At 39.1% G+C, this 17,435-nt stretch carries 17 protein-coding genes; 14 read left to right on the top strand and 3 right to left on the bottom strand.

Going from position 1 to position 17,435, the window contains the following annotated elements:
• Positions 1-57 precede the first annotated feature (57 nt).
• Genes ACERCG_RS03880 through lpxA form a run of 4 tightly spaced genes read left to right on the top strand, consistent with a single transcriptional unit; the run spans position 58 to position 3,189 of the window.
• Positions 58-852 (top strand): OmpH family outer membrane protein, encoded by a 795-nt coding sequence (locus tag ACERCG_RS03880; protein WP_373610765.1) that lies wholly within the window; start codon positions 58-60, stop codon positions 850-852.
• Positions 852-1,877, top strand: a complete 1,026-nt coding sequence (lpxD, locus tag ACERCG_RS03885) for a UDP-3-O-(3-hydroxymyristoyl)glucosamine N-acyltransferase (protein ID WP_373610766.1) — start codon at positions 852-854, stop codon at positions 1,875-1,877. Before ACERCG_RS03880 ends, lpxD begins: the two co-directional genes overlap by 1 nt.
• Positions 1,878-1,908: 31 nt before the next feature.
• Complete coding sequence (gene fabZ / locus ACERCG_RS03890) at positions 1,909-2,367, top strand: 3-hydroxyacyl-ACP dehydratase FabZ (protein ID WP_373610883.1); 459 nt, start codon at positions 1,909-1,911, stop codon at positions 2,365-2,367.
• 27 nt (positions 2,368-2,394) lie between these two features.
• Positions 2,395-3,189, top strand: a complete 795-nt coding sequence (gene lpxA / locus ACERCG_RS03895; protein WP_373610767.1) for an acyl-ACP--UDP-N-acetylglucosamine O-acyltransferase — start codon at positions 2,395-2,397, stop codon at positions 3,187-3,189.
• 40 nt (positions 3,190-3,229) lie between these two features.
• On the opposite strand, the gene mnmC is transcribed toward lpxA, so the two are convergent.
• Both mnmC and trpCF read right to left on the bottom strand, forming a co-directional pair.
• Positions 3,230-5,230: a bifunctional tRNA (5-methylaminomethyl-2-thiouridine)(34)-methyltransferase MnmD/FAD-dependent 5-carboxymethylaminomethyl-2-thiouridine(34) oxidoreductase MnmC gene (mnmC, locus tag ACERCG_RS03900; protein WP_373610768.1), complete on the bottom strand. Its 2,001-nt coding sequence runs from the start codon at positions 5,228-5,230 to the stop codon at positions 3,230-3,232.
• Positions 5,231-5,447: 217 nt separating this feature from the next.
• Positions 5,448-6,872, bottom strand: coding sequence for a bifunctional indole-3-glycerol-phosphate synthase TrpC/phosphoribosylanthranilate isomerase TrpF (gene trpCF, locus ACERCG_RS03905; RefSeq protein WP_373610769.1), 1,425 nt, complete (start codon positions 6,870-6,872; stop codon positions 5,448-5,450).
• A gap of 87 nt (positions 6,873-6,959) precedes the next feature.
• Here trpCF and ACERCG_RS03910 point away from each other — a divergent pair, with 87 nt between their 5' ends.
• From ACERCG_RS03910 to ACERCG_RS03925, 4 genes are all read left to right on the top strand, one after another.
• Entirely contained in the window at positions 6,960-7,271 is a 312-nt protein-coding gene (locus tag ACERCG_RS03910) for a YqcC family protein (RefSeq protein WP_373610770.1), read from the top strand.
• Positions 7,272-7,484: 213 nt separating this feature from the next.
• Positions 7,485-8,213, top strand: coding sequence for a tRNA pseudouridine(65) synthase TruC (gene truC, locus ACERCG_RS03915; protein WP_373610771.1), 729 nt, complete (start codon positions 7,485-7,487; stop codon positions 8,211-8,213).
• A gap of 17 nt (positions 8,214-8,230) precedes the next feature.
• The gene (locus ACERCG_RS03920) at positions 8,231-8,395 is read left to right on the top strand and encodes a YoaH family protein (RefSeq protein WP_373610772.1); all 165 of its coding nucleotides are present in this window, start codon (positions 8,231-8,233) and stop codon (positions 8,393-8,395) included.
• Entirely contained in the window at positions 8,388-8,867 is a 480-nt protein-coding gene (locus ACERCG_RS03925; RefSeq protein WP_373610773.1) for a hypothetical protein, read from the top strand. Before ACERCG_RS03920 ends, ACERCG_RS03925 begins: the two co-directional genes overlap by 8 nt.
• Before the next feature lie 34 nt (positions 8,868-8,901).
• Here ACERCG_RS03925 and ACERCG_RS03930 read toward each other — a convergent pair whose 3' ends face one another.
• Entirely contained in the window at positions 8,902-9,750 is an 849-nt protein-coding gene (locus ACERCG_RS03930) for an inorganic triphosphatase (RefSeq protein ID WP_373610774.1), read from the bottom strand.
• Between the two features lie 60 nt (positions 9,751-9,810).
• Between ACERCG_RS03930 and ACERCG_RS03935 the strand changes: the two genes are divergently transcribed.
• From ACERCG_RS03935 to leuS, 6 genes are all read left to right on the top strand, one after another.
• A complete protein-coding gene (locus ACERCG_RS03935; RefSeq protein WP_373610775.1) occupies positions 9,811-11,220 on the top strand; it encodes a YcjX family protein in 1,410 nt (469 codons plus the stop codon).
• Positions 11,221-11,267: 47 nt separating this feature from the next.
• Positions 11,268-11,618: a type II toxin-antitoxin system RelE/ParE family toxin gene (locus ACERCG_RS03940; RefSeq protein ID WP_373610776.1), complete on the top strand. Its 351-nt coding sequence runs from the start codon at positions 11,268-11,270 to the stop codon at positions 11,616-11,618.
• Entirely contained in the window at positions 11,611-11,934 is a 324-nt protein-coding gene (locus ACERCG_RS03945) for a helix-turn-helix domain-containing protein (RefSeq protein WP_373610777.1), read from the top strand. The genes ACERCG_RS03940 and ACERCG_RS03945 overlap by 8 nt, the downstream gene beginning before the upstream one ends.
• A 105-nt stretch (positions 11,935-12,039) precedes the next feature.
• On the top strand, positions 12,040-12,519 hold the full coding sequence (smpB, locus tag ACERCG_RS03950; protein ID WP_188156468.1) for an SsrA-binding protein SmpB: 480 nt from the start codon (positions 12,040-12,042) through the stop codon (positions 12,517-12,519).
• A 108-nt stretch (positions 12,520-12,627) separates the two neighbouring features.
• A complete protein-coding gene (gene serS / locus ACERCG_RS03955; protein WP_373610778.1) occupies positions 12,628-13,935 on the top strand; it encodes a serine--tRNA ligase in 1,308 nt (435 codons plus the stop codon).
• Between the two features lie 865 nt (positions 13,936-14,800).
• Positions 14,801-17,386 carry a leucine--tRNA ligase gene (gene leuS, locus ACERCG_RS03960; protein WP_373610779.1) on the top strand — a complete coding sequence of 862 codons (2,586 nt, stop codon included), beginning with the start codon at positions 14,801-14,803 and terminating at the stop codon, positions 17,384-17,386.
• The last annotated feature ends 49 nt before the right edge of the window (positions 17,387-17,435 follow it).

The raw sequence follows: 17,435 nt of genomic DNA on the forward strand, positions 1-17,435 counted from the left end.
TTCTCAAAAATTTACAAATTAACCGCACTTAAATTTAGTTAATGATAAGGAAACAAAATGCAAAAATTATTCAAAATGGCAGGTTTGACTGTAGCTTTAGCAACTGCAACAGGTATGGTAAGCGCTGCAGATACTATCGGATTCGTTGATCCAACTTACGTATTACAAAATCACCCCGTTTTATTAGATGCTACTGCAAAATTCGATAAATTTGTAAAAGAAAGCCAAGAAAAATTTGCAGAGGAAGATAAAAAATTAGCTGAGGAAAATAAAGCATTAACAGCAGAACGCAATAAAATTAATGCTGATGCTCAAAAGTTACAAAATGAACAAAAAACAGTAGAAGCCTCTATTAAAAAGAAAGTAGCTGCATTAGAAAAAGAAGCACCACGTCTGCGTTCAAAAGATATTCAAGCTCGTCAAAACGCAATTCAAAAAGAAGCAGATGCTTTCCAGAAGAAAGTAGATGCAATTCAAAAGCGTGAAGCAGATTTTGCGAAAAAAGCAGAGGCCTTCCAAAAACGTGCTGATGAATTCCAAAAGAAAATTGAACAAGCGAATAAAGAAAATGGTGGCATTAATCCACAAGAAGCACAAAAACAGGCTATTGATGAAGTAAATGCAACAATTAAAGAAATTGCAAAATCGAAAGGTTATACGCTAGTTCTTCAACCACAAGTTGCACTTTATGCAGAAGATGAAAGTAAAGATATTACTGAAGCAGTACTGGAAGCTATTGTGAAAAAACACCCTGACATCAAAATAGAGAAACCGGCGGAAGCTCAACCTGCTACTGAAAAAGCAGCAGAGGCAAAGGCTGAAGAAACTAAACCAGAAGAAGCGAAAAAATAATGGCAAATTTCCGTTTAATTGAGTTAGCGGAGCATATCGGCGGTACTCTTAGGGGTAACGCCGATTTGGCTATTCAAAGCATTGCCGCTTTAGACAAAGCCAATAGCTCGCAAATTACCTTTATTTCAAATGCAAAATATCGTGAAAATTTAACTGTTTGCAATGCAGGGGCAATTATTGTTAGTCCTGCAGATGTAGAATTTTGCCTTGAAGACCAAAATTTAATTATTGTAGAGAATCCTTATGTTGCCTATGCTAGGCTTGCACAATATATGGATTCCACCCCTAAAGCAGCGTCAAATATTCACCCAAGTGCTGTTATTTCAACTGACGCAAAATTGGGTAAAAATGTCTCTGTTGGGGCAAATGCCGTTATTGAAAGCGGTGTAGAACTAGGCGATGATGCAATCATTGGAGCAGGCTGTTTTGTTGGAAAAAACAGTAAAATCGGGGCCAGAACTCAGCTTTGGGCGAATGTTTCGGTGTATCATAATGTACAAATCGGTTCTGATTGCTTAATTCAATCTTCTGCGGTGATTGGTAGTGATGGTTTCGGCTATGCTAATGATAAAGGGCAATGGATTAAAATTCCGCAAACAGGCGGTGTGATTATTGGTAATCGTGTAGAAATTGGCTCTTGCACTTGTATTGATCGTGGCGCATTAGATCCAACTATTATTGAAGATAATGTGATTATTGATAACCTATGCCAAATCGCCCATAATGTTCATATTGGCTTTGGTACTGCCGTTGCCGGTGGCGTAATTATGGCGGGTAGTTTAAAAGTAGGTCGTTTCTGCCAAATTGGTGGGGCAAGTGTTATTAATGGTCATATGGAAATCTGTGATGGTGCAATTATTACCGGTATGGGAATGGTGATGCGACCTATCACAGAAAAAGGGATTTACTCATCAGGTATTCCTCTACAAACCAATAAAGAATGGCGAAAAACAGCCGCATTGGTAATGAATATTGATGCAATGAATAAGCGTTTAAAATCACTCGAAAAACGTTTTAACGATTAATTTTTTATTTAGAGGTCTTAAAGTGACAGAAATTACAACTGAAAATCGTGAACCTAAAATTATTGAAGTAACCGAAATTATGGATATGTTACCTCATCGCTACCCTTTCCTGTTAGTTGATCGTGTAACCGATTATGAGGAAGGAAAATGGTTAAAAGCAATTAAAAATGTAACCTTCAATGAGCCTTGTTTTACCGGCCACTTCCCTGGCGCACCTATCTTCCCGGGAGTATTAATTCTTGAAGCAATGGCCCAAGCAACAGGTGTTCTTGCAGTTGCAACTTATGGTAAGTTAAGTGATGACGAACTCTACTACTTTGCTGCGATTGATAATGCCCGCTTTAAACGCCCTGTAGTGCCGGGCGATCAACTTCAACTTGAAGTGGAATTTTTAAAAGAAGTTCGTGGTATCACTAAATTTACGGGTAAAGCCTACGTTGATGGAAAATTAGTTTGCGAAGCAGACTTAATGTGTGCCCGTCGTAAATAATTTAACTCGCTTAAAAAGGAGCTAACTATGCGTCTCATTGACTCAACAGCTAAAATCAGCCCGCTTGCTATTATTGAAGATGGCGCACAGATTGGTGCACACGTTGAAATTGGTCCATATTCTGTTATCGGTAAAGACGTCAAAATCGGAGCGAGAACAAAAATCCATTCTCACGTTGTAATTAACGGTGTAACCGAAATTGGCGAGGATAACCAAATTTTCCAATTTGCCAGTATTGGTGAAATTAACCAAGATTTAAAATATCAAGGCGAACCAACCAAAGTAATTATTGGCAATCGCAACCGTATTCGTGAAAGTGTTACTATCCATCGTGGTACAGTGCAAGGTGGTGGCGTAACCAAAATTGATGATGATAATTTATTTATGATCAATACCCACATCGCACACGACTGCTCTATCGGTAATCGTTGTATTATTGCCAACAACGGTACTCTCGCTGGACACGTTACATTAGATGATTTCGTTATCGTAGGCGGTATGTCGGCTATCCACCAATTCGTTGTGGTTGGTTCACACGTTATGCTAGGCGGTGGTTCAATGGTTAGCCAAGACGTTCCACCTTATGTAATGGCACAAGGTAACCACGCTCGTCCGTTTGGTATCAACCTTGAGGGCTTAAAACGCCGTGGCTTTGATAAAGCAACATTACACGCAATCCGCAAAGTCTATAAACTAATCTACTCAAGCGGCAAAACATTAGAAGAATGTCTTGTTGAAATTGATCAACTTGCAGCAACAGAGCCTGCTATTGCGATTTTCAAACAGTTCTTCAAACGTTCTACACGCGGTATTATTCGCTAATAAAAAATAAACCCCGAAATTCCAATTTCGGGGCTTATTCTTATTCAACTTTAGAACCTTTCAACTGTTTTCTTAACCAAGTACGATTTGGGCTTAAATTATGCCAAATATCCTCACTTATCGGCACAGGCTCATTTGCAATCAAACTTGCCAACAATTCCCCCAATAATGGGCCGGTGGTTAAACCACGAGAGGCCAAACCATTTACCATATATAAATTTGCAAAAATTTCCGCATTTTCGACCGCTTGTTTTCGCCTTAGTTGATTATACAAATTAGCGTACTGCTCTTTTTGCTTTTCAAAGTGATGAATAACCCCAACCATCGGCACTCTATCTCGAAATGCAGCTCGAATGCCCACTTTCGCTCGGTTTTGGGATAAATCAATTCCATCTGTCCATTTACAAGCGGTCAAATTTTGCTGAAGTTTTGCAATATTCTCTAAATGTTCTGCTTCACTAAAATCAGTTTCCGCATTATCTCGAATATGGCTTGCCCCAATACAATGCGTATCTGCTTTTGAAACAGGTGTTAAATAGCCATCATAACAAACCACACAATTTAGTTTTTGTAACTGCGAGCTTGTTGGAATTTGGCTTACTTGCCCTCGTACAGGATAAAGCGGAATGCCATTCGCTTGGCTAAATTCATTCAACGTATGCCCATTTGCCAGTACAACCGCTTGGTGCTGAAAAGTTTCGCCATTGGTCTTCCATTGCCACATATCATTAGAAAAAGTTAAATTCTCTACTTTATGGCTACGCACAATCTTCAATCCTTTCGACTCAAGCCAAGAAAAACCATTTCTCACTAATTCGACTGGCGAAAGCCAACCACCTTGCGGAATAAATGCTCCCCCCTTTGGCACAGTTAAGCCTAATTTCTCGCTTAACTCCTCAGCAGAACATAATTTAAATAGCATTTCGTCATCGGTCTGCTCAGCCATCTTCACAAGTTTTTTCGCTGTTTTATCGTTATAAGCGTAAAGTGCCACACCATTGAGGTTATGCTCAAATTCAATTTCCGCTTTAAGTTGTGATAATCGCTGCAACGCATAATCAAAACTGTGGATATAAAACCGTACATTTCGCTCATCGTCATCGCTTAATTGCGGATAAATCGCCCCTTGCAAATTGCCAGAAGCATTCATTGCGAGTTTTTCATCTTTACAATAAAGCGTGACTTTTTTACCTTTCTCTAACAGCGATAACGCCACAAATAAGCTCGCCACACCGCCGCCGATAATCGCAATATCGTCTACATTTTCATTTTTGGCATAAAAATAAGGATAATTAGGCGGTTGAATAGTGCTTTCGAGCGGCTTCTCTCCCCATAGCATTTCCCGTTTTTTACCAAAACCTTTGCGTTTTTTTACCTCAAAACCTGCGGCTTGCAAGCCTCTTCTCACATTACTGGAGGCCGTAAAAGTCGCAAAGCTACCGCCATTTGCACTTAAACGAAACATCTGTTGATATAAATGCTCGTTCCACATTTCAGGGTTTTTATCGGGCGAGAAACCATCTAAAAACCACGCATCAACTATTCCATTATAAAGATCGCCTAGCTGGGGCAAATTCTCAGCAATATCACCAAACCATAGATCTAAATAGATATTGTCAAAATGGTAACGCTGACACCCCGTCTGGCGTGGCTGCCAACAAGCGGTCAAATTTTCAAATAATGTTGCAAATTGTGGACAATGTTGATGAACTTCGCTTAACTGGTTTGAAGTGAGCGGGAATTTCTCAAACGAAATAAAATAAAGTCGTTTAAGTTTACTTCGTGGAAATTCTATTTGAAATTGTTGGAATTTATCCGCAACGGCTAAAAAATTTAACCCTGTGCCAAAGCCTGTTTCCGCAATCACAAACGCCTCTTTTGAATGCGATTGCCATTTTTCCCAAAGTTGATTACTTTCTTGGAAAACATAATAGCTTTCGGCTAGCCCATCTTGAGTAGAAAAATAAATATCATCAAATTGTTCAGAAACAGGGGTATTTGCTGAATTAAATGAAAGTGAGGCAAAAGTGAGTTTAGACATCATATCCCTCAAAACAAAACACGGAAAACCAAGCGATTTTCCGTGTCTTAATAGTGAATAAATATTAGAAAATATTGTAGGCTAAAAATACGATCATACCAAGTGCGAAAGCTACTGTTAGCATTGAATATCCAAAAGTACCCATAATATAAACCCTCATTGTTAGTTATTGTTAAAATATCGGTTTTATTCTAACACACTTTAATTCGCTGTGTCGCTATGCGTGAATAATTTTCGTATAACAAGCGGTTAATTTTGCAAAATCTTTTACACCTTTGGCACTTTCAACGCCTGAGTTTAAATCTACCCCTAAGCATCCTTGAGCCAAAGCGGCTTCAATGTTCTCTACATTAATACCGCCAGCTAACAAGGCTTTCTGCTTCAACGCTTCTGGAATTAACTCCCAATTAAAGGCTTTACCTGTGCCACCTTGCTGATTTGCCACTTTACTGTCTAATATATAACGAGCAATTTGTGGATTATCGGAAAACTCTAGGCTTTCGGCATCAACATCAATGGATAATGCTTTCCAAATTTGAGTTTGATCGCCCAGTTTTTCAGCCAACTCCTCAATGTATTTATCATCTTCAGAGCCGTGTAATTGCACCGCAAACAGTTCAAGCTGTTTTGCAATTTTTTCGACAAATTCGACCGCTTGATCTTGGAAAACACCAACATAACGAAGCGGTGCATTCACGACCAATTCTTGAGCTTGGCGAAGTGAAAGCTGGCGTGGCGAGCCTTCTGCAAAAATTAAACCACCATACAATGCACCTTGATCATAAACTGCTTTAACATCTTGCACACGGGTTAAACCGCACACTTTATTTTCGCCGAACATAACTGCACGCACCGCATTGTTCAGATCCGAGCTGCCCATTAAACTACTGCCGATTAAAAAGGCGTGAACATAAGGCTTAATGCGTTTGACTTGATTGTGATCGTTAATGCCCGACTCTGAAATTAAACACACATCAGCAGGAATTCTCTCTTGGTATTTTTCCACCAAACGCACTATACGGTTCATATCAATGGTAAGCGTGTGCAAATCACGGTTATTTACGCCAATCACTTTCGCCCCTAAAGCTAATGCACGCTCAAACTCAGATTCAGTGCTGGTTTCAGTCAAAACCCCCATTCCTAGCTCGTGGGCTAAGCTCGAGAGCTCACGATAGGTTTCATCATCAACCACCGATAACATCAGTAAAATCGCATCCGCATTATAAAAACGGGCGAGGTACACTTGATAAGGCGAAATCATAAAATCTTTACACAAAATCGGCTGTGTTGTTTGCTGTTTGACTTGGTCGATATAGCGAAAATCTCCCTGAAAATATTGCTCATCAGTCAAAACGGAAATCACACTTGCATAATTTTTATAGATTGATGCAATGCTATCTAAATCGAACTCTGCTCGAATTAACCCTTTTGATGGCGAGGCTTTTTTGCATTCCAAAATATAAGCAGGCTCTTGGTGCGTACCCTTTGCCAACGAGGCGTAAAAATCCCGATCGCTTTTTACGATTTTGTGCTGAAACTCGCTCAATGGGAAATCTTGCTGTTTTTCTTCCACCCAAATGGCTTTATCTTGTACGATTTTTTGTAAAATGGTTGGCTGATGAGTTGAATCTGTCTTTTGCATATAAATCCCTAGAGCGAAATAAATTTGAGTGGTAAAATCTGCCCTTATTTTTACCTGAAAAAGACCAATTTCACAAGCGAAACTGAAATGAAATCACAAGTTATACAGTATTTATCTAATTTAGAAATCGCCCTTAGAGTTAATCAACTTTGGGAAGCCACCGCACCAAGCCACGAGGCACTAGCTAATGATCAACCATTTTGTGTCGAAACACTTACACCAACACAATGGCTGCAATGGATTTTCATTCCAAGAATGCGAGCTATTTTAGACGCTAATACAAATTTACCTCGCAATTTTGCGATTACGCCTTATTTAGAAGAGGCATTGAAAAACGAAGGTTATTTACAAACGATTTGTGAACCACTATTAGACTTAGAAAAATTGTTGAAAGATTAATTTAACTCTCAGTTCTTTTATTATTCTGACAAATCTCCCCCTCCCCTCTTTGCTAAAGAGGGGGGATCATTCTGAGAAAATCTTGAGTGTATCTGGTTATTTAAGAGCCCGTTTAGTAAGATGAATTCATTTATTATGGAGATCTAGCTCCCCTCTTTAGAAAAGAGGGGCTGGGGGGAGATTTGATAAATTACACTTATACTTAACCGTATTATGACCTTAGATATTTTATACCAAGACGACTTACTTATCGCCATCAACAAACCTGCCGGAATGTTAGTACATCGTTCTTGGTTAGATAAACACGAAACGGTGTTTGCAATGCAAACTTTGAGAGACCAAATCGGGCAACACATTTTCCCGATTCATCGGCTTGACCGCCCCACTTCGGGCGTTTTACTTTTCGCATTAAATAGTGATACAGCCCGACTGATGTGCGAACAGTTTGAACAACATCAGGTGCAGAAAACCTATTTAGCGGTTGTACGAGGGTATTTGCAGGGAGAAGATCGAATCGATTACCCACTCAAAGTGATTTTAGATAAAATTGCCGATAAATTTTCGCAAGAAAAAGAGGCTCAAGAGGCTATTACCGATTATAAAGGTTTAGCAACGGTTGAAATTCCCTACCCTGTGGGTAAACATTCAACCGCTCGTTATAGCTTAGTTGAATTAAATCCCAAAACAGGAAGAAAGCATCAGCTCCGCCGCCATCTAAAACATCTTTTCCATCCGATTATGGGCGATAGCAAATATGGCGATTTACATCAAAACAGAGCGTTAAATGAAAAATCAGGTGTGAGCCGTTTAATGTTGCACGCCTATAAGTTGCAATTTCAACACCCAAAAAATTTGCAAAAAATTGAGATAATCGCACCGCTTGATGAACAGTGGCAAACACTCTTTACATTTTTTGACTGGAACTTTACCCAATTCCGTTAGACTAACAGGACAATTATATGGATAATTCACTTTTATCACTTACCCACGAACAGCAACAAGCGGCAGTAGAAGAAATTCAAAAATTGATGGCTGAAGGCATAAGTGCTGGAGAGGCCATTCAAATTATTGCCAATCAGTTGCGAGAAAAACATCAAATATCGGAGAAAATAAAAAATGAATAAATTATGGGTTGCATTAACACTAATTATATCCACACAGTATAGTTTTTCCGCAGTAGATAAACCGGCTAAGCAAGCATTACCATCTAAAGATAAACCTATGGTTTCATTACAGGTTGTCGATATCAGCAAGAAAACGCCTAAGCCGATTGCCGGCAATACTCTTTCGATCAGCAAAAAGCAAAACCAACTTTGTTGGCGTAGCTATAACCTTCTGATCCCCAATAAGGTTACTATTGCAGAGGCTTTTTATGCACCGGATGCTATAAATCTGACTTCCGAAAATTCTACAATAGAATCATCAAAAGATAAAAAAGAGCATCTGATTATTACCGAAATTACCAGTAGCAATACCGAAAAATATTTGGGACGCTGCTGGACATTCGATAAGACCGATCCTATCGGTAAATATAAAATGGAAATCCAAATCAACGACCAAGTATTCAAAGGGTTAGAATTTGAAATTGTAAAATAAACGAAAACCAAAGAAATTATTCTGTGGTTTTTTACTATAATATTTTCAATGTTTCTAAATTTAACATTAAATAATCTCGGTTTTTCGCAAGCGTTTTCGCTTCTTCCCAAGTTTCTAACTGCTGATTTGTGCATTGATTAAACCGTGCTAACACCGCTTTATTTTCATTTCCTACACGAATAAAATCAGCCAATTTTTGCTCAAGTTGATAACTATTTTCTTGCTGCATCGTATTTGCAATTTTTTGTTCAAATTTAACCGCTTGTCCAATCAAATAACCACGTTGAGCTTTACTCAAACCACTTAACCACATTCCATCAGTTTTTGGCATTGCTTCCACTAAGCGGAACAAATCAGTTAAATTACCCTGTTTAATTTCAAATTCCAACTCGGAAATTGCCTCTTCGCCATATTGATTTTTGATTAAGCCCTGATCTAACGCCACTTCAATTTCAGACTCTCCTACCTTAAATAACCAGATTTGGCGAGTGAAATCTGTGCTAAAAATCGTTTGTAGGCGATTAGCAATCTGCTCCGCATTTTCAAAAGGCAGATGATATTTTTGGGCTAAGGCGAGAAAATCGGGCTGATTAGTTGATAATGCTAAATTATATTCAGGGCGAATATGCAATCCGCCTACGATCTCGCCTTTAGTTTTAAGCGTGATCTCAAATTGATGATTTTGTGAACGAACCCGTAACCCCATTTGCTTTGAAGCAAAAAACTGCTCTGGCGTATCATAATAACGATTGCCTAGCATTTGAGATTTCTGCTCAAGCAATTCAAATTCTTTCACGCTATTTAGCCAATTTTCAATTGGTGCAATATTATGCGGTTCGAGCATTATTTTCAGCTCAATTTCTGCCTGTTTTTTGTTTTCCATTTCACACTACTCTGCAACGTTGTATAATCAAGCGGTTATTTTATCAATAAATTTTGCAAAATGTTTTCTAAAATTCATCATAAACTCAATAACTTTGTTCAGCGTGGGCTAGATAATCACTTACGCCTTGCCGTTACAGGCTTAAGTCGTAGTGGTAAAACGGCGTTTATCACGAGCCTTGTTGATCAACTTTTACATATCAATAAAGCAGACAATACTCATCTTAATTTATTTGCTCCCGCTCGCAACGGGCAAATTCTGTCTGTTAAACGAGTGGAACAGGGGGATTTAACCATTCCTCGCTTTGAATATGATAAAAACCGCCAATGTTTTGAAGCAACGCCTCCTCGCTGGCCAAATTCCACCACAGGCATTAGCGAAATTCGCCTTGCCATTCGTTACCAACGCCAACACTCGTTGCTTCGCCATATTAAAGAAACCAGCACGCTGTATCTGGATATTTTTGATTATCCTGGCGAATGGTTGTTGGACTTACCGCTACTTTCTCTTTCCTATAAAGAGTGGTCGCAAACCCAACAAGCGGTGCATAAAGATGAACGTGCAGAACTGGCTCAGTCTTGGCTGCAAGCGGTCAAAGAAATCGATCTTTTTGCAAAAACTGATGAAAACGTATTGGCGGAGTTAAGCCTGCAATACACCGATTATTTGCTTGCCTGTAAAGCACAGGGAATGCAATATATTCAGCCGGGTAGATTTGTATTGTCAACGGAAAATGCGAAAGGTGCACCTGTTTTCCAATTCTTCCCATTATTAGATTTAAACGAAGCCGATTGGGAAAAATTAGAGCAAAGCGATAAAAATAGCGTTTTCCATACCCTCAAAAAACGCTATGAGCATTACCAGAAAAAAATCGTCAAGCCGTTTTATGAAGATTACTTCTCGCAATTTGACCGCCAAGTGATTCTGGCAGACTGCCTCACGCCGTTAAATTATGGCTACAACGAATTTATGGAAATGAAATTAGGGCTACAGCAACTGTTTAAACATTTCCATTATGGTAACCGCTCGCTGTTTAGTCGCCTATTTTCCTCAAATATCGACAAGCTCTTGTTTATTGCGACAAAGGCAGATCATATCACCAGCGATCAAATACCCAATTTAGAAAGTCTAATGCGACAACTTGTGCAAGAAGGTGGTAGACACGCTGAATTTGATGGCATTGAAACAGGCTATTTAGCCATTTCTGCTATTCAAGCAACGGATGCGGTCAAAGTTACCCAAAATGATAAAAGCATCAGAGCCATTCGTGGCATTCGCTCAAGCGATAAAAAACAAGTTACGCTCTACCCCGGCACGGTGCCAAGCCGTTTGCCTGATAAAAACTATTGGCAATTTAACCGTTTTGAGTTCGACCAATTCGAGCCAAAGCAGATTGACTATGACCAACCAATCCCTCATTTAAGAATGGATTCGGTGTTGCAGTTTTTATTAGCGGATAGGTTTGAGTAAAATTTTCTATTGCATATTTTTATTAACGGTATAAAATTTTATACATTATGAATACCCTTATTTCTAAACGAAAACCTATTCGTTGGGTTGGTTCAACCCTAGATGATATTCGTGAATTTCCCGATAACATTAAAAGGGAGCTTGGCTTTGACCTTGATTTAGTTCAGCAAGGTTTATTACCTCGAGATTTCAAAGCGATGTCAAATTTAGGTTCTGGCGTAATGGAAATTCGTGTAAAAGATACATCTGGGGCATTTCGCCTAGTTTACTTAGCTAAATTCAAAAATGCGGTTTATTGCTTACACGCTTTTCAAAAGAAAACACAGAAAACTGCCCCAAAAGATATTGCTATTATTAAAGCTCGCTATACAGCAATAAAGGAGTTAGAAAATGAATAATATTGATACCAAAATTCGCCATACAACAGAAGCTGACAATAATATTTTTGAAGATCTTGGTTTTTCTTCTGATGAAGCCCAAAAATTAAAGTCCGCAAGTCAGCAACTTATTGAAACTAAGCTAATGTTGATGAATGAAATGAGTAATTGGATTGATGAAAATAAGCTGAAACAATCTGAGGCTGCCTCTATTTTAGGTGTTAGTCGCCCTCGTATATCAGATATGGTAAACGGAAAGTTAGAAAAATTCACATTAGATACATTAGTTACTTTTGTTGCTAAAACAGGCAAAACAGTACAATTACAACTATCTTGAATATTGCAAAATTTTACTAAAATTCGACCGCTTGCTGCATTTATCATTCACTAACAAGCTCGTTTCAAGTAAAATTCCGTTTAACTTTATTAATGAATACAAATTATGGCAAAAAAACCAAAAGCTGCATCAAATACGATTGCATTGAATAAACGTGCCCGACACGAATACTTTATTGAAGATGAAATTGAAGCTGGTATTGAGCTACAAGGCTGGGAAGTAAAAGCACTTCGAGCAGGAAAAGGCAATATCAGCGACAGTTATGTTATCTTCCGCAACGGCGAAGCCTTTTTATTTGGGGCGATGATTACCCCGCTGAATATGGCATCGACTCATATTGTGAGCGACCCTACCCGTACTCGCAAACTTTTGCTAAATAAACGTGAATTAGATTCCCTTTTCGGCAAGGTCAATCGTGAAGGTTACACTATTGTTGCAACCTCGATGTATTGGAAAAATGCGTGGGCGAAAGTAAAAATCGGCCTAGCGAAAGGTAAAAAACTGCACGATAAGCGTGAAGATATTAAAGACCGTGAATGGCAAGTCGCGAAACAACGCATTATGAAAAATGCGAATCGTGGGTAAATAAATAATTACCCTACCTCTTTGTGGGAAAGAGGCATTGTAAATTTTCTACGAAAAATAACCGCTTGCTTTCTACCTGAAAAACAAATTTAAACTAAGGAACATAAAATGATCGACCAAAACCTACTCCGTACTAACCTAGAAGAAGTGGCAGAAACACTAAAAATCAAGCGTAATTTCATTTTAGATGTAGAGCGTGTAAAAAGCCTTGAAGAGCAACGTAAAACGCTACAAGTAAAAACAGAAACCTTACAAGCAGAACGTAATGCTCGCTCGAAAAATATCGGGGCAGCAAAAGCTCGTGGCGAAGATATTTCTGCCTTATTAGCAGAAGTAGATTCAATGGGTAGCGAGTTAGACACTGCAAAAGTAGAGTTAGATAAAGTTCAAAGCGAAATCCGTGATTTATTACTTTCTGTGCCAAACTTACCTGCAGACGAAGTGCCATTAGGTAAAGATGACAGCGAAAACTTAGAAGTTTCTCGCTGGGGTGAGCCTCGCCAATTTGATTTTGAAGTGAAAGATCACGTTGCACTCGGCGAAGCCTTAAATGGTTTAGATTTTGCCGCTGGCGTAAAATTAACCGCAAGCCGCTTTGTGGTGATGAAAGGCAAATTGGCTCGCTTGCACCGTGCATTATCACAATTTATGTTAGATCTTCACACCGAACAACACGGCTATAAGGAAACCAACGTGCCGTTTTTAGTGAACCACGATACCCTTTACGGTACAGGTCAATTACCAAAATTTGGTGAAGATTTATTCCACACCCAACCATTGATGGGGCAAGATCCAAACGAAGTACAACGCCCATTTGGTTTAATTCCAACTGCGGAAGTTCCCGTTACTAACTTAGTTCGTGATGAAATCATTGATGAAGACAGCTTACCACTGCGTTATACCGCTCATACGCCGTGTTTCCGTGCAGAAGCAGGTTCTTACGGACGTGATACTCGTGGTTTAATCCGTATGCACCAATTTGAAAAAGTAGAAATGGTACAAATTGTTGCTCCTGAAAAATCAATGGAAGCATTGGAAGAATTAACAGGACACGCAGAAAAAGTATTGCAACTTTTAGGTTTACCGTACCGTAAAATGCTACTCTGCTCTGGCGATATGGGCTTTGGTGCAGCTAAAACTTACGATTTAGAAGTATGGTTACCAGCACAAAACACTTACCGTGAAATCTCATCTTGCTCAAATATGTGGGATTTCCAAGCTCGCCGTATGGCAGCTCGTTGCAAAGCCAAAGGCGACAAGAAAACTCGCTTAGTTCATACTCTAAACGGTTCAGGCTTAGCAGTAGGGCGTACCTTAGTTGCCGTACTTGAAAACTACCAAAATGCAGATGGCTCTATTACTGTACCTGAAGTATTAAGACCTTATATGGGTGGCGTGGAAGTAATTACGGCTTAATCACTTTTGAATTAGATAAAACCAATCTCAGAAGTGGGGTTGGTTTTAAGTATTACAGGATATATATGCGAAAAGAAAACTATAGCCATTTAATTTTATTCCTATTCATAGTTGCTTCATTCTCAATTACATTGACCATTACTAGCATAAATCTTTATAAATCATCATTAAATGGTAATAGTGATATTATTTACCCAATAATACTGATATTGATATATGTTACTTTTTCTAATATCATACTTTCTTTAATCCTATCCTTAACAAGGATGAATAGTAACAAAGACAAATGTCAAATATTTATTGCTTGGATTGCTTGGCCTGCATTTGTATTACTTTATATTATAACAAATTATGGCCTATATGATTTAGTTAATATTCTATCTATAAAATACCATAATTATAAAGATGAACTGAACGTACTTTATGTAATCCCTTCACTTATTATAATAATATTTGTAGAAATCATGTCCTATAAAAATAGAGCTGAAAATATATTTCTATATTCAATAGATAGACTTTTTAATGACTATGTATAAATACTTATTAGTTATAAATAGTCTAAAAAATTATTAAACCTCCCAAATTAAAAAATCTACAAGTTCAATATAGATTATAATTCATTACTAAAAATAGTCTTCCAAGCATTTACTTCACTTGTCGGTTCAATACTTCGTTTTATAAAAAACCTTGTGCTATGATAACCGACATTTTACATTTTCTTAATTATCATTTAATAATTTTTCGAAGTAGATCGCAAAAATCTGCAAAAAACCTTGCAAATTCGACCGCTTGCCATTCAAAAAAGCCCTGTTTTACGGTATCATCACAGCAATTTTTTAACTAATTCAAAGCAAGGTTAGATTTTATGCAACAACAATACAACCCAAGTGAAATTGAACCGAAAGTTCAGCACTATTGGGCAGAAAATAAAGTTTTTAAAGCAGTTAAAGACGTTACCAAAGAGAAATATTATTGCCTTTCAATGTTGCCTTATCCATCAGGTAAATTGCATATGGGGCACGTTCGTAACTATACCATTGGCGATGTGGTTTCACGTTATCAGCGTATGATCGGTAAAAACGTACTTCAACCAATGGGTTGGGACGCTTTCGGCTTACCTGCGGAAGGAGCTGCAGTAAAAAATAATACGGCTCCAGCTAAATGGACGTACGAAAATATCGAATATATGAAAGGTCAGCTTAAAATGCTAGGCTTCTCTTACGACTGGGATCGTGAAGTAACCACTTGCCGCCCTGAATATTATAAATGGGAGCAATGGTTCTTTACTGAGCTTTATAAAAAAGGCTTGGTTTATAAAAAAACCTCAACGGTAAACTGGTGTCCGAACGATGAAACCGTGCTTGCAAACGAGCAAGTTCACGAAGGCTGCTGCTGGCGTTGTGATACCCCTGTTGAGCAGCGTGAAATTCCGCAGTGGTTTATCAAAATTACCGATTATGCGGAAGAGCTATTAACGCAGTTAGATAACCTTCCACAATGGCCAGATCAAGTAAAAACAATGCAACGCAACTGGATTGGTCGTTCTGAAGGTGTGGAAATCACTTTCAAAATTGCAGGTTCTAATGCAACTTTACCAGTTTACACCACTCGCCCAGATACCTTCTTTGGCGTGAGCTATGTAGCCGTTGCAGCTGCTCACCCATTAGCCGAATTAGCGGCAGAAAATAATCCTGCATTAGCGGAATTTATTCGTGAGGCTAAAAACACCAAAGTGGCAGAAGCAGAGCTTGCTACTATGGAGAAAAAAGGGATGGCGACAGGCTTGTTCGCTATCCACCCATTAACAGGTAAAGAAGTGCCAGTTTGGGTCGCTAACTTCGTATTAATGCACTACGGCACAGGTGCAGTAATGGCTGTGCCTGCACACGATGAGCGTGATTTTGAATTTGCGCAAAAATATGATTTGCAAATTAATCAAGTAATTCAACCGCTTGATGGCTCAGAGTGGGATTTCTCGAAAGCGGCTTATACCGAACACGGTAAATTAATTAACTCTGCTGAATTTGATGGCTTAGAATTTGATGCCGCATTTAATGCGATTGCCGATAAATTAGAGGCGATGGGTGTGGGCAAACGCCAAGTGAATTTCCGCCTGCGTGACTGGGGTGTTTCTCGCCAACGTTATTGGGGTGCACCAATTCCGATGATGACAACCGAAGAAGGCGAAGTAGTAACTGTTCCACTGCAAGATTTACCGGTGATTCTGCCTGAAGATGTAGTAATGAATGGCGTGCAAAGCCCAATCAAAGCCGATCCACAGTGGGCAAAAACCACTTACAACGGCAAACCCGCATTGCGTGAAACTGATACTTTCGACACCTTTATGGAGTCGTCTTGGTACTACGCACGCTACACTTGCCCACAATATTTTGATGGAATGTTAGATTCTGACGAGGCAAATTATTGGTTACCCGTAGATCAATATATCGGCGGTATCGAGCACGCGACAATGCACTTGCTCTATTTCCGTTTCTTCCACAAATTATTGCGTGATGCAGGCATTTTAAATTCAGACGAACCCGCAACAAAACTGCTTTGTCAAGGTATGGTACTTGCCGATGCGTTCTACTACACCAGCCCAACGAACGAGCGTATTTGGGTCAGCCCAACGCAAGTAACCTTGGAGCGTGATGAAAAAGGCAGAATCACTAAAGCAACCGATCCTGAAGGTCGTGAGCTAGTTCATAGCGGTATGACGAAAATGTCGAAATCGAAAAACAATGGTATCGACCCACAAGAAATGGTGGAAAAATACGGTGCGGATACGGTTCGTTTGTTTATGATGTTTGCTTCCCCTGCAGAAATGACCCTTGAATGGCAAGAATCCGGCGTGGAAGGGGCTAAACGCTTCTTAGGTCGTGTGTGGAATTTAGTGTATGAATATGCAAAATCGCCAGCAACTGCTGCTTTAGATGTATCAGCATTAAACAAAGCACAAAAAGAGCTCCGCCGTGATGTTCATAAAACCATTGCGAAAGTAAGTGATGATATTGGTCGTCGCCAAACATTCAATACGGCTATTGCTGCTGTAATGGAGTTAATGAATAAGCTCACTAAAGCACCACTTGAAAGCGAGCAAGATAAAGCGGTAATGGCTGAAGCGTTAAGTGCCGTTGTGCGTATGCTTTACCCAATCACACCACATATCTGTTTTGAATTATGGCAAGCATTAGGCAATGAGCAAACCATCGACTTCGCGCCTTGGGTACAAGCAGATGAAGCTGCAATGGTGGAAGATGAAAAACTCGTTGTTGTTCAAGTAAACGGCAAAGTGCGTGGTAAAATCACTGTGTCTGCAACCGCAACAGAAGATGAAGTCAAAGCCATTGCCAAAGCAGATGCGAATGTAGCCAAATTCTTAGATGGACAAGAAATCATCAAAGAAATCTACATTCCGTTTAAAATGTTGAGCTTTGTGATCAAGGCTTAATGCTATAAATTGTAGGGACGCACTGCGTGCGTCCGTTACTTTTGAAATT

Source organism: Mannheimia sp. E30BD, assembly GCF_041807785.1.
In the GTDB taxonomy this organism is placed as follows: Bacteria; Pseudomonadota; Gammaproteobacteria; order Enterobacterales; family Pasteurellaceae; genus Mannheimia.

Excerpts from the sequence above, each read along its gene's own strand:
- ACERCG_RS03945 (WP_373610777.1), top strand. The coding sequence starts at position 11,611 with ATGAATAATATTGATACCAAAATTCGCCATACAACAGAAGCTGACAAT.
- trpCF (WP_373610769.1), bottom strand. The coding sequence starts at position 6,872 with ATGCAAAAGACAGATTCAACTCATCAGCCAACCATTTTACAAAAAATC.
- mnmC (WP_373610768.1), bottom strand. The coding sequence starts at position 5,230 with ATGTCTAAACTCACTTTTGCCTCACTTTCATTTAATTCAGCAAATACC.
- lpxA (WP_373610767.1), top strand. The coding sequence starts at position 2,395 with ATGCGTCTCATTGACTCAACAGCTAAAATCAGCCCGCTTGCTATTATT.
- leuS (WP_373610779.1), top strand. The coding sequence starts at position 14,801 with ATGCAACAACAATACAACCCAAGTGAAATTGAACCGAAAGTTCAGCAC.
- smpB (WP_188156468.1), top strand. The coding sequence starts at position 12,040 with ATGGCAAAAAAACCAAAAGCTGCATCAAATACGATTGCATTGAATAAA.
- ACERCG_RS03925 (WP_373610773.1), top strand. The coding sequence starts at position 8,388 with ATGAATAAATTATGGGTTGCATTAACACTAATTATATCCACACAGTAT.
- lpxD (WP_373610766.1), top strand. The coding sequence starts at position 852 with ATGGCAAATTTCCGTTTAATTGAGTTAGCGGAGCATATCGGCGGTACT.
- ACERCG_RS03940 (WP_373610776.1), top strand. The coding sequence starts at position 11,268 with ATGAATACCCTTATTTCTAAACGAAAACCTATTCGTTGGGTTGGTTCA.
- ACERCG_RS03935 (WP_373610775.1), top strand. The coding sequence starts at position 9,811 with ATGTTTTCTAAAATTCATCATAAACTCAATAACTTTGTTCAGCGTGGG.
- ACERCG_RS03920 (WP_373610772.1), top strand. The coding sequence starts at position 8,231 with ATGGATAATTCACTTTTATCACTTACCCACGAACAGCAACAAGCGGCA.
- ACERCG_RS03930 (WP_373610774.1), bottom strand. The coding sequence starts at position 9,750 with ATGGAAAACAAAAAACAGGCAGAAATTGAGCTGAAAATAATGCTCGAA.
- ACERCG_RS03880 (WP_373610765.1), top strand. The coding sequence starts at position 58 with ATGCAAAAATTATTCAAAATGGCAGGTTTGACTGTAGCTTTAGCAACT.
- serS (WP_373610778.1), top strand. The coding sequence starts at position 12,628 with ATGATCGACCAAAACCTACTCCGTACTAACCTAGAAGAAGTGGCAGAA.
- ACERCG_RS03910 (WP_373610770.1), top strand. The coding sequence starts at position 6,960 with ATGAAATCACAAGTTATACAGTATTTATCTAATTTAGAAATCGCCCTT.
- truC (WP_373610771.1), top strand. The coding sequence starts at position 7,485 with ATGACCTTAGATATTTTATACCAAGACGACTTACTTATCGCCATCAAC.